We start from the raw sequence: 10,675 nt of genomic DNA, 5'->3' as shown, positions 1-10,675 counted from the left end.
TGCACACCTACAATCACCACCGCGGACACACCGCGCTCGCAGGCAAACCACCCGCCAGCCGCGTCCCCAACCTCACAGGGCAATACACCTAGGCGGCGATCGGCAGCGGCATCTCCCGCTCCCCCAACGCGTCGAGTGCCTGGCGCAGTTGCCGGAGGTGGCGGGGGGTGAGGCGGCCGGTGTCGTCGAGATGGACGGCGCAGGCCGTGGTGGTGTCCACGAGCCGTTCCAGGGCGTCGGCCACCGTCTCCGTTCCCTCGGTGTGCCGGGCGAGGGCGGGCAGTTCGGCGGCGGCGAGGGCGATGGCGGTGCGGGCCTCGCCGAGGGTGCGGTAGGCCTCGCGGCGCAGCGCCCAGCGCTCGGTGCGGGTGTCGCCGGACCCGCCGTCCTCGACGGGTGCTCGGGACTCGTACTCGCCGAGGACGTGGGTGAGATAGGCGTGCGCGGCGTTCCGGGCCGTCGTGAGGCGGGCCCGGACCTGGGCGCCCCGCTCGCCCGGCATCGGCAGATGTCCGACGACCAGGACCAGCGCGCAGGCGAGCAGCGTCTCGCCGATCCGGCCGGCGGAGGCCTGCGGCTCACCGCCGACCATGACGAGGGCGAGCACCAGGACGGTGACGACGGCGGTCAGCGCGGCGAAGTGCCGGGTGGCCACCGGTACGAGCGCTCCGCACACCGCGACCAGCGCGATCAGCCCGGCCGGGCGGGGCAGCAGCGCGGCGAACCCGGCGAACACCAGGGCGCCCAGCACGGTCCCGGCGGCCCGGCACAGCACCCGGGAGACGAGCGGCCCGAGGTCGGGCTTGACGAGGAAGACGGTGGTGGCCGGAAGCCAGTACCAGTGCTGGTGGTGGCCGTACCAGCCGGTGTGGTGCAGCGCCTGGGCGATGGCGGCACTGGCGCCGAAGCACAGGGCGACGCGCAGTCCGTACTCACGTCCGCCGACTCCGTACGCGGCCCGCGCGGCGTCCCGGAGACCGCGTCGGCGGCCGACCGGTCCGCGGTCGGCGGCCGTGCCCCCGTCGAAGGCCTCGGCGGCGTGCAACAGGGCGTCGTCCAGGGCGCGCAGGGCGGGTGCGGACCGGTGCGGCGCGGGCAGCGGGCCGGTGCCGGTGTTGCCGCGCACGGCCGCGGCGAGCCGGCGTGGTCCCTCGGCGGCGCGGGGCGTGACGGGCTCCCCGGCCCAGAACAGGGCGGTCGCGGCCTCGGCGAGGGGCAGCGCGGCGGTGTACTGGGCGCGCAGCCGGCGCTCGGCGGCGGAACTGGCGTACCGGCGCAGCCGGGGTCCGGCGAGGGCGTCCTGGGCGTGGTCGAGGGCGGCGGTGAGCGCGGCCCGCCGGGCGGTGGCCTGCGGACCGCCGGCCGCGTCGAGCAACGCGGCGATCGCGTCGTACACGGCGGCGACCGCCGACCGCTCCCCGTCGAACCGGAAGTCCCCGGCGAGCGACCCGGGCGTGGGCAGGGCGAGCCGCAGCAGGAGCAGCCAGCCGGCCCCGGCGGTGAAGGCGAGGGCCCGCTGCCAGCCGCTGTCGGCCGCCGGGGTCCCGGCGCCGATGGCCGCGGTGACCAGCAGCTGTGTGCCGGCGGCGGAGGCGACCGGCCCGACGGCGCTGATGCCGCCGGCGAACAGCCCGAGCCCGGTGAGCACCAGGGTGAGCGGTACGGCGCCGAGCAGCTGACCGGCGTACGAGCCGACGAGCAGTCCGAGCGCACCGGCCAGCGCGGGCACGCCGAGCCGCTTGACGGAGGCGCGCCTGCTGCCGGGGCGGTCGTTGATGCCGGCGAGCATCGCGGCGATGGCGGCGATGACGCCGTGGGAGACGCGGCCGGTGAGCACTCCGGCGAGCGCCAGCGGCCCGGCGGCGAGCGCACCCCGGGTCACCGCGTTCCATGGCACGGGCCCGCGCTGGGCACGGAGGGCATGGGTGAGCCAGAGGGGTGCGGCGGGCCGGGACACGGGGCTCCTGTTCACGGTCGGGTTCGTACGAGCGTCGAGGCTCGGGTCGTACGAGCGTCGGGGCTCGCGGTCGTACGAGGGGCACGGTTCAGGTCGTACGAGGGCGGGCGGGGCCTTCGGACGACGGTGGCCGGCGGGCCGTGCTTCCACGGTAGGTCCCCTGCCCGGCGGGAACGGGGCGATCATGTTTCGGGGGCGTGAAAGGTGGCGGGGCGGGGTGGTTTCTTTATGAACGCAATCATGACCGCAGCCGGACGCGGTCAGCGGTGAGCCGGCTCACCGCGCCCGCCCGGCCCGCCAGGTCACGTTCCTTCGTATCCGTCCGCGTCAGGTCAGGAGTCCGCAGTTGAACACCGTGCCCACCCCGCCCCCGCTGCTGGCGCGCGCCAAGCCCCGTCTGCGGCGGGCGATGGAGATCCTCGCGGAGGAGCCGGACGGGCTGCACTTCAGCGAACTCTGGCAGCGCGTGGTCGCCGACTTCCCGCTCGATCCCGACGAGTTGGAGGTCCGCCCGACGGCGAACGAGACCAAGGGGCAGAACACGTGGGTGTGGCAGACCTCCGACTGTGTGCTCGCCGGAATGCTCGTCAAACGCAACGGCATCTGGTCGGCGACCGGCCTCGCCCGGCAGCGGCTGAAGACCCACCCCGACCCCGAGGGGTTCTTCGCCGGGGGCAGACAGGCCTTCACCTACTGGCGGGCGCACCAGCTGGGTTACGCCTATGCGGCCCGGCTCTGCGGTGCCGTCCGCCCCGGCCGCTGGGTCGCGCTGGGCGACCTGGCCGCCGAGACGGGCCTGGACCGCTCCCGGCTCGCCGCCTGGCTGTGGGGCACCCGCCCCAAGGGCTGGCACCGGGTGCTCAGCGAGGACGGGCGTGTGCCGGACGAGATCCACGCCGACGAACGGGAGATCAGGGAGTACGCGGAGCATTTCGCCGGTGAGGGAGTGCCGGGCGAGGACGGCAGGGCCGGTGTGGCGGAGCTGAAGCAGGCGCTGGCGAGCGAGGACGCCCGGCGGGGCAGCGGCCGGAACGCCTGGCTGGTCGGTTCCGGCTCCCGGGGGCAGGAGTGGCTGGACGAGGGCTTCTGCTCGCTGCGCCTGGACCAGGACCTGGCTCACCTGTCCGGCCCCAGCTCCTTCGAGGAGTTGGCGGTGCTGGTGGAGAACCGCTATGCGCGGACCCTGTCGAAGCAGCAGCGGGCGCGCACGGCACAGGACCTCGACCGCTTCCTGAACCTGATGCGCCCGGACGATCATGTCGCGGTCGTGGACGAGGGCCGGCTCTGGCTGGGCACCGTCACGGCCGATGCCGAGGTCGAGCGGCGCCCCGATGGCGGCACCCGGCTCCGGCGCCCGGTGCGGTGGCTCACCGTCCCCATCGCCGAGCGGGAGCTGCCCGAGGAACTCCAGGCCCAGCTCGGCAGCGACCATGACGTCGTGGACCTGACCCCGCTTCTCGACCAGGTGAGGCGGCTGGCCGACGCGGCCGACGTCGGCCCCGAGGAGGAGGCGCCCCGGCAGCTGCCCAGCCCGGGGGTGACGCTGCCGCGGCCCACCACCGCCCTCGCCGAGAAGCTGCTCGTGACCCCGGAGTGGCTGGAGGAGGTGCGGGAACTCCTCGCCGACCGCAAGCAGTTGATCTTCTACGGGCCGCCCGGCACCGGCAAGACCTATCTCGCCCTGCACATCGCGGAGCACCTGGCCGGCGACCGGCGCGCGGTGAAGCTCGTGCAGTTCCATCCCTCGTACTCCTACGAGGACTTCGTCGCAGGTTACCGGCCCGTTCAGCAGAAGGACGGTGATGCGGCGGCCGGAACGCTCGGCTTCGAGCTGCGCGAGGGTCCCTTCCTCAACCTCGTCGCGGCGGCCCGGGCCCATCCGGACACCCCCCACTTCCTCATCATCGACGAGATCAACCGGGCCAATCTGGCCAAGGTGTTCGGCGAGCTGTACTTCGTACTGGAGTACCGCACCCGGCCGGTGGACCTGCTGTACCAGGGCGAGTTCACCATGCCGTCCAACCTCTTCGTCATCGGCACGATGAACACCGCGGACCGTTCCATCGCGCTCGTGGACGCGGCCATGCGCCGCCGCTTCGCCTTCCTCCCGCTGCATCCGGACGACGATCCCACCCGCGGCCTGCTCGCCGCCTGGATCGCCCGGGAGCACCCCGGTTTCGCAGAGGACGTCGCGGCCCTGCACCGGGTGCTCAACTCCCGTATCGAGGACCGGGACTTCAAGATCGGTCCGTCGTATCTGATGCGGGACTCCGTCTATCGCGAGGGAGGTCTCGAACGGACTTGGCGCACCGCGATCCTGCCGCTGCTCGAGGAGCACCACTACGGCGACGGCACCGATGTGGAGCGCCGGTACGGCCTTCAGGCCATCCGGCGAGCGGTGGCCGCGGAGCAGGCCCGGACCGGTGGGGACGACGAGTGACGTTCACCCGGCGGCTCGACCTCACCGAACACGGCGGCTGGGTCCCGGCCCGGCTGTCCCCGGCGACGGGGCAGTGCCTGGCCCGGTCGGGGGTCGTCGAGGCACGGCCCGCTCCTGACGACCCGGAGCAGTGGGAGGTGCGGGCGTTCGCCAAGGTCGGAGTGGTGCGGATCGCCGGCGTGGAGATCTCCATCGCGCCGAAGCTGCCGGTCGGGCGCCTCTTCTTCCTGCTCGGGTACGCCGCCGACCCCACGCGGGGCTGGCGCACGGACGAGGAGCTGGTCGACACGGGAGTGCATCCGGGTGTCCTGCCCGCCCTCGCCCACGCCTTCGAACGGCTGGCGGACCGTGCCCTGCGCCAGGGACTGCTCCAGGGGTACCGGACGGTGGACGACGCGCTTCCGGTCGTACGGGGGAGAATCCGCACGGCCGACCAGATACGACGGCGGCACGGCATTCCGCTGCCGGTGGAGGTGACGTACGACGACTTCACCACCGACATCGCCGAGAACCGGCTGCTCCTCGCGGCGACGGACCGCCTGCTGCGCCTGCCGGAGGTTCCGGGAGCCGTCCGCCATCGGCTGCTGCGGCTGCGCGCCCGGCTCGCCGGTGTCACTCCCCTGGTGCCCGGGCGGCCGCTGCCCGACTGGCGGCCCAGCCGGCTGAACGCCCGCTACCAGGCCCCCTGCCGGTTCGCGGAGCTGGTGCTGCGCGGGGCGTCGGTGGAGCACCGGCACGGTGACGTACGCGTCGACGGCTTCCTCTTCGACCTGGCGAAGGTCTTCGAGGACTTCGTGTGTGCCGCGCTCGCCCAGGCGCTCGGTGCGTACGGCGGGCGCTGCCGCGCGCAGGCCCGGCACTCTCTGGACGAGGCCGGCGCGGTCGTGCTCAGGCCGGACCTGGTGCACTACGCGGACGACGGGGCGCCGGTGGCCGTGGCAGACGCCAAGTACAAGGCGGAGCGGCCGGAGGGGTTTCCCGAGGCGGATCTGTACCAGATGCTCGCCTACTGCGTGGCGCTCGGTCTGCCGGCCGGCCATCTGGTCTACGCCCGGGGCGGCGCGCCCGAGACCCGGCACACGGTCCGCGGCACCGGCACGGTGATCGTCCAGCACGCCCTGGAGCTGGACGCGGAGCCGTCGCACATCCTGGCGGCGGTGCACCGCATCGCGGCCTCGATGGGGGCCGGCGAGGAACCGGCGCGGGGTACGGCGGTCCGGGGCGTCGTCGGACCGCGGACACCGGAGACGTCCTCCCCCGCCTGAGCGTCGTCGGACCGCGGACACCGCAGGCCGCCTCCCCCGCCTGAGCCTCGTCCGACCGCACACCGCAGGCGTTCTCCCCCGCCTGACCTCATCCCCTGTTCACGGGCGGCCGGCCCGCTCGACGAGTGCCTCGGCCCGGCCGACCGCATCGGTCAGGGTGTCCGGGTCCGGTCCCTGGGAGAGTGCCGCGAGGATGCCGTCCACGGGTCGCAGGCCGGCGCGGTCCAGCAGCCGCTTCTCGTTCGTCACCCACTCCCCGCGGGCGGCGAGGACACCGTGGGCGGCCTGGGCGGCGGCGGTGGCGATGGCGCCGGCGGTTTCCGTGAGGCGGCCGTAGGGGGCGTGGTGGGCCTTCGCGTAGGCGAGGGTGGCCCGGGCGGTGCCGTGCCAGCGCTCGCTCGCGGTCCGGCGCAGCCTCTCCGGATAGGCCGCCGGGCGGGGCGGATCGCCGATGAGGGTCCGGTTGAGGGCGAGTTCGGCGACGAGCAGGTAGGTGGGGATCCCGGCGAGATGGAAGAGCAGCGGTTCGACCCGGAAGCGGCCCTGCTCCGCCTCGGCCAGCTCGTGCTCGACCACGTCGAGGTCGCGGTAGTGCACATCGACCCGGCGGCCGTCGATGCTCAGCCAGGCCCCGCCGTTGAAGACGCCGCCGCCCCAGCCGCCGACCTCGGAGACCTCGCCCTCCCAGCCGAGGGCGCGCAGGTCGTCCGGGTCGAAGGGGCCGCGGTAGTAGACGGCCAGGTCCCAGTCGCTGTCCGGGCGGTGGGTGCCCTGGGCGCGGGAGCCGCCGAGGGCGACCGCGCGGACGGTGGGCAGGGCGGCGAGGCGGTCGGCGGTGGCGGCCAGGAAGTCCTGGTCGGGGTCGGACGGCTCGGACGGCGTGCACGGCAGGGACGGCATGGACGCTCCGCGGGTCGGTCGGATTCCCGCCGGAGCGTACGCCCCGGTCAGCGGTGACGGCGGGCATTTTCCGGGCGGCGAGCCGGACGGAACGGGGGCACGGGGGCCGCCCGCAGCGGCGGGGCGGGCGGGAAATCCGGATGCGGTCGCGGGCGATGAGGGCGATCCTCGGACGGTTGCCCGCCGTCCGTTCGAGGAGCAGCCCTGTGATCCGACGCGTCACCGCCCCCGCTCTGTTCCCGCCCCCCGTCTACTCCCATGCCTCGGTCGTCGAGGCGGGGACGAAGCTCGCGTTCCTGGCGGGGGCCGTGCCACTCGACGAGAAGGGGGAGATCGTCGGCCCCGGTGACCCGGTGGTCCAGGCCGGGCAGGTGATCGCCAATCTGGCGGAGCAGCTGCGCGCCGTCGGCAGCGACCTGGCGCACGTGGTCACGACCGATGTCTACGTCGTCACCGACCAGCCCGCGGTGCTGTCCTCGGTCTGGGAGGTGGTCGAGGCCTCGGGCCTGAGCACGGGACCGCACTCCTCCACGCTGCTCGGCGTCAGCTGTCTCGGCTACCCGGAGCAGCTGGTGGAGATCACGGCGACGGCCGTGGTGCCGGAGGAACGGGAGCAGGGGACGCCGTCATGACCGAGGTCGTACTCCGGCGGGCCGTCGCGGCCGACGCGCCTGCCGCCGCCGATGTCTGGCTGCGGTCCTTCGCCGCGGCCCTGCCGACGGTCGTCCGGCCGCGCACCGACGACGAGGTGCGCGAACACTTCCGTCGGGTCGTGGTGCCGCTGCGGGAGACCTGGGTGGCGGAGGCGGCCGGCGCGGGGATCGTCGGTGTGCTGGTGCTGGACGGCGAGCTGCTGTCCCAGCTGTATCTGGCTCCCGAGTGGCGGGGGCGGGGGCTCGGGGACCGGTTCGTCACGCTGGCCAAGGAGCGCTCCCCGGGCGGGCTGACCCTGTGGACCTTCCAGGTCAACAAGCCCGCCCACCGCTTCTACGAGCGGCACGGCTTCTCGGCCGTCGAGTTCACCGACGGAAGCGGCAACGAGGAGCGCGAGCCGGACGTGCGCTACGTCTGGCGGCCCTGAGCACCCGCCCTGCAACCGGCGGGCTATGCCAGCCCCGCCACGCCCGCCGCCGTACGCAGCACCTCGCGCAGCATCTCGGCGGTGAGCCGGCCGGTGAAGGTGTTGCGCTGGCTGACATGGAAGCAGCCGAAGAGGTCCAGCCCGTCGAGCGCGACCCGGGTGCCGTGCGCGAACGCCGGGCGGGGCCGGGGCACGGTCCAGCCCGCCTCGGCGAGCGCGGGCAGCGCGGCCTGCCAGCCGAAGGCGCCGAGCACGACCACGGCTTGGAGCGTCGGACGCAACAGGGTCAGCTCCTGCACCAGCCAGGACCGGCAGGTGTCGCGTTCGCCGGGGGTCGGCTTGTTCGCCGGCGGGGCGCAGTGCACGGGGGCGGTGACGCGGACGCCGTACAGTTCCAGGCCGTCGCCGACGCGGACCGAGGTGGGCTGCGAGGCGAGCCCCACGTCGTACAGCGCCTGGTAGAGCACGTCTCCGGAGCGGTCGCCGGTGAACATCCGGCCGGTGCGGTTGCCGCCGTGCGCGGCCGGGGCCAGCCCGATGATCGCCAGCCGGGCGTCGGCGGGGCCGAAGCCCGGCACCGGGCGCCCCCAGTACGTCCAGTCGGCGAACGCGGCACGCTTGGTCCTGGCCACCTCCTCCCGCCACTCGACCAGCCGGGGACAGGCCCGGCAGCCCGCGATGCGCCGATCGAGCCGGGCAAGGGCGCTGCTGTCGTCCATACGACCACGGTATGCCCGATCCACGCCGGTCCCTTCCCTGGCACCGGTACCTTTCCCCAGCACCGGCCCCTTTCTCTTCTCCGGCAGCGGCCCCTTCTTCAACTCGGGTCGCCGGAAAACCCGTCCGGATCGCCGGGCTCGGCGCGTTAAGGTCGGACCATGGCTTCCGAGAACGCGGACGAGAACGACAACCGTGGGACCGGCACACCGGGCGAGGTGAAGGCCGCCCCGGACGCCGCGGCCCCCGGTGCCTCCGACGGGCAGCCGCTCGACCCCAAGATCGCCGCGGCGGTGGCCGCCGCGGAGGCCGCCGGACCCGCGGCCGGTGAGACGGTCCGGATCGACAGCTGGATCTGGGCGGTGCGCCTGATCAAGACGCGTTCCCTGGGCGCCGCCGCCTGCCGTGGCGGGCATGTGCATGTGAACGGCGAGCGGGTGAAGCCCGCCTACTCGGTGCGCATCGGGGACGAGGTCCGGCTGCGCCACGAGGGCCGGGAACGGGTCGTGATCGTCAAGCGCCTGATCCGCAAGCGGGTCGGGGCGCCCGTGGCCACCCAGTGCTATGTCGACAACTCGCCTCCGCCGCCGCCCCGTGAGGCCGTCGCCCCCGCCGGTCTGCGCGACCGCGGTGCCGGCCGCCCCACCAAGCGGGACCGCCGCGACATGGAACGCCTCCGTGGCCTCGCCGCCTTCGGCCGCACCACCGGGTTCACCGGCGCCGCCGGTCCCGACGGTCCGGGCGGATCCGGTGGCGGCGAGGGAGCACGCAGGGGCCGCTGAGCCGGCCCGGCACGCTCGTTCCCAGTCCTCCCGCAGCCCGTTGCTGCGCCGCGTTCTCGAAGAGTACGTTGCAGGGAGGAGTGGTGATCCGATGCGTACAGGCAGTGAACCGGCGACCGCGCGCAGTGCTCTGCGGGCCCGGTTCTGGCTGAGCGTATGGGGTCTGACCTGGGCGATCTTCGGGACGGCGGCGTTCGCGCTGGTCGGCCGCCCGGGCTGGGCCGCGGCCTGCGGGGTGCTGTGGCTGGTGGCCACCGTCGACCTGGCCATGATCGTCAGACATATGCGGCAGGGCCCGCACTACCAGCCGGGCCGGGACATACCGCCGTACCGGCCGCCGGACAGCGGACCTCCGTATCCCGGACCGCCACGACACCGGCACCCCTGACCGCCCCGCATGTCCGACAGACCCGCTCAGTCCTCGAAACGGGCCGCCTTCAGGTAGTCCGGGTTGGGGTCCAGCGCGGCCGCCAGCCGGAAGTGCCGTCTGGCCTGGTCGGGGCGGCCCTGCCGTTCGTAGGTGCGGGCCAGCGCGAAGTGCGCGAAGGCGTTGTCCGGCTCGCGCTCCAGCACGATGGTGAACTCGAGCTCCGCCGGCCGCAGTTGCGCGGCGGCGAAGAAGGCACGCGCGCGCAGGAGGCGGGCCGCGGTGTTCTCGGGGTGCGCGGCGATGACGCCGTCGAGCAGCTTCACCGCACCCCGCGGGTCCCGTGCGTTGAGCAACTGCTCGGCGGCACGGAAGTCGATGACATGCGTCTCCGGACTGCTTCCGGTGGAACCGCTGGTCTCGGGCACGGCAGAGATCCTTCCCTCGCTGCGCCGGTTCAACGCCCCCGCGGGAACGGGTATTCCAACCCCGGACCTCTGCCCCGGACCTCGGCGGGTCTACCGCGCGGCGCTCTCGTGTGCCCGGCGGACGAGCGTGTCCCACACCTCGGCGACCCGCTTCTCCAGCGCGTCCAGCGGCACATCGTTGTCGATCACGATGTCCGCGATCTCCCGGCGCTGTTCCCGGGTCGCCTGCGCCGCCATCCGCGCGCGTGCGTCCTCCTCGGTCATCCCGCGCAGCCGGACGAGCCGGTCGAGCTGGGTCGCGGGGCTCGCGTCCACGACGACCACCAGGTCGTAGAGCGAGGCGAGACCGTTCTCGGTGAGCAGGGGTACGTCGTGGACGACCACGGCGTCATCGGCCGCGGCGGCCTCCAGCTCGCGGGAGCGGGCGCCCACCAGGGGGTGCACGATCGAGTTGAGGACGGCGAGCTTGTCGGGGTCGGCGAAGACGATCGAGCCGAGCCGGGGGCGGTCCAGGCTGCCGTCGGCGGCAAGGACGTCCACCCCGAAGGCGTCGACCACGGCCGCGAGGCCCGGGGTGCCGGGCGCCACGACCTCGCGCGCGATGCGGTCCGCGTCGATCAGCACGGCGCCGTGCTCCACGAGCAGCCGCGACACCTCGCTCTTGCCGGCGCCGATCCCACCGGTCAGGCCCACTGTCAGCATGAGCGGAAGCTTAGGCCCTGCCACCGGCGGCCGAAC

General features: G+C 74.0%; 11 protein-coding genes. 6 read left to right on the top strand and 5 right to left on the bottom strand.

The genetic code is table 11. The features are described from left to right. Positions 1–88: 88 nt before the first annotated feature. A complete protein-coding gene (locus tag ACWCV9_RS11655) occupies positions 89–1,972 on the bottom strand; it encodes an FUSC family protein (RefSeq protein WP_450785772.1) in 1,884 nt (627 codons plus the stop codon). 340 nt (positions 1,973–2,312) lie between these two features. Here ACWCV9_RS11655 and ACWCV9_RS11650 point away from each other — a divergent pair, with 340 nt between their 5' ends. Then, the gene (locus tag ACWCV9_RS11650; RefSeq protein WP_450785797.1) at positions 2,313–4,397 is read left to right on the top strand and encodes an AAA family ATPase; all 2,085 of its coding nucleotides are present in this window, start codon (positions 2,313–2,315) and stop codon (positions 4,395–4,397) included. Next, on the top strand, positions 4,394–5,662 hold the full coding sequence (locus ACWCV9_RS11645; RefSeq protein WP_450785770.1) for an McrC family protein: 1,269 nt from the start codon (positions 4,394–4,396) through the stop codon (positions 5,660–5,662). The genes ACWCV9_RS11650 and ACWCV9_RS11645 overlap by 4 nt, the downstream gene beginning before the upstream one ends. Before the next feature lie 99 nt (positions 5,663–5,761). Here the strand turns inward: ACWCV9_RS11645 and ACWCV9_RS11640 are convergent, their stop codons facing one another. After that, complete coding sequence (locus tag ACWCV9_RS11640) at positions 5,762–6,562, bottom strand: nucleotidyltransferase domain-containing protein (protein WP_450785768.1); 801 nt, start codon at positions 6,560–6,562, stop codon at positions 5,762–5,764. A gap of 206 nt (positions 6,563–6,768) precedes the next feature. Here ACWCV9_RS11640 and ACWCV9_RS11635 point away from each other — a divergent pair, with 206 nt between their 5' ends. Further along, on the top strand, positions 6,769–7,194 hold the full coding sequence (locus tag ACWCV9_RS11635) for a RidA family protein (RefSeq protein WP_450785766.1): 426 nt from the start codon (positions 6,769–6,771) through the stop codon (positions 7,192–7,194). Continuing rightward, entirely contained in the window at positions 7,191–7,643 is a 453-nt protein-coding gene (locus ACWCV9_RS11630) for a GNAT family N-acetyltransferase (RefSeq protein WP_450785764.1), read from the top strand. Before ACWCV9_RS11635 ends, ACWCV9_RS11630 begins: the two co-directional genes overlap by 4 nt. A 23-nt stretch (positions 7,644–7,666) precedes the next feature. Here the strand turns inward: ACWCV9_RS11630 and ACWCV9_RS11625 are convergent, their stop codons facing one another. Continuing rightward, the gene (locus tag ACWCV9_RS11625; protein ID WP_450785762.1) at positions 7,667–8,362 is read right to left on the bottom strand and encodes a uracil-DNA glycosylase; all 696 of its coding nucleotides are present in this window, start codon (positions 8,360–8,362) and stop codon (positions 7,667–7,669) included. Positions 8,363–8,521: 159 nt separating this feature from the next. On the opposite strand from ACWCV9_RS11625, the gene ACWCV9_RS11620 reads away from it, so the two are divergent. Together ACWCV9_RS11620 and ACWCV9_RS11615 are read left to right on the top strand one after the other, a co-directional pair. Continuing rightward, positions 8,522–9,142, top strand: coding sequence for an RNA-binding S4 domain-containing protein (locus ACWCV9_RS11620; RefSeq protein ID WP_450785760.1), 621 nt, complete (start codon positions 8,522–8,524; stop codon positions 9,140–9,142). A 91-nt stretch (positions 9,143–9,233) separates the two neighbouring features. Beyond that, positions 9,234–9,530, top strand: coding sequence for a DUF6343 family protein (locus ACWCV9_RS11615; RefSeq protein WP_450785758.1), 297 nt, complete (start codon positions 9,234–9,236; stop codon positions 9,528–9,530). Between the two features lie 26 nt (positions 9,531–9,556). Here ACWCV9_RS11615 and ACWCV9_RS11610 read toward each other — a convergent pair whose 3' ends face one another. After that, on the bottom strand, positions 9,557–9,937 hold the full coding sequence (locus ACWCV9_RS11610; RefSeq protein WP_385843061.1) for a tetratricopeptide repeat protein: 381 nt from the start codon (positions 9,935–9,937) through the stop codon (positions 9,557–9,559). A gap of 90 nt (positions 9,938–10,027) precedes the next feature. Beyond that, the gene (gene coaE, locus ACWCV9_RS11605) at positions 10,028–10,639 is read right to left on the bottom strand and encodes a dephospho-CoA kinase (protein WP_450785756.1); all 612 of its coding nucleotides are present in this window, start codon (positions 10,637–10,639) and stop codon (positions 10,028–10,030) included. Positions 10,640–10,675 lie beyond the last annotated feature (36 nt).

It is taken from the genome of Streptomyces sp. NPDC001606 (assembly GCF_053596835.1).
The sequence above is the reverse complement of the archived record's forward strand: the minus strand, read 5'-3'. Positions and strand labels throughout refer to the sequence as shown.

Bases quoted from the DNA above. Each gene is read 5' to 3' on its own strand.
- ACWCV9_RS11640 (WP_450785768.1), bottom strand. From the start codon at position 6,562: ATGCCGTCCCTGCCGTGCACGCCGTCCGAGCCGTCCGACCCCGACCAG.
- ACWCV9_RS11630 (WP_450785764.1), top strand. From the start codon at position 7,191: ATGACCGAGGTCGTACTCCGGCGGGCCGTCGCGGCCGACGCGCCTGCC.
- ACWCV9_RS11625 (WP_450785762.1), bottom strand. From the start codon at position 8,362: ATGGACGACAGCAGCGCCCTTGCCCGGCTCGATCGGCGCATCGCGGGC.
- ACWCV9_RS11620 (WP_450785760.1), top strand. From the start codon at position 8,522: ATGGCTTCCGAGAACGCGGACGAGAACGACAACCGTGGGACCGGCACA.
- ACWCV9_RS11615 (WP_450785758.1), top strand. From the start codon at position 9,234: ATGCGTACAGGCAGTGAACCGGCGACCGCGCGCAGTGCTCTGCGGGCC.
- coaE (WP_450785756.1), bottom strand. From the start codon at position 10,639: ATGCTGACAGTGGGCCTGACCGGTGGGATCGGCGCCGGCAAGAGCGAG.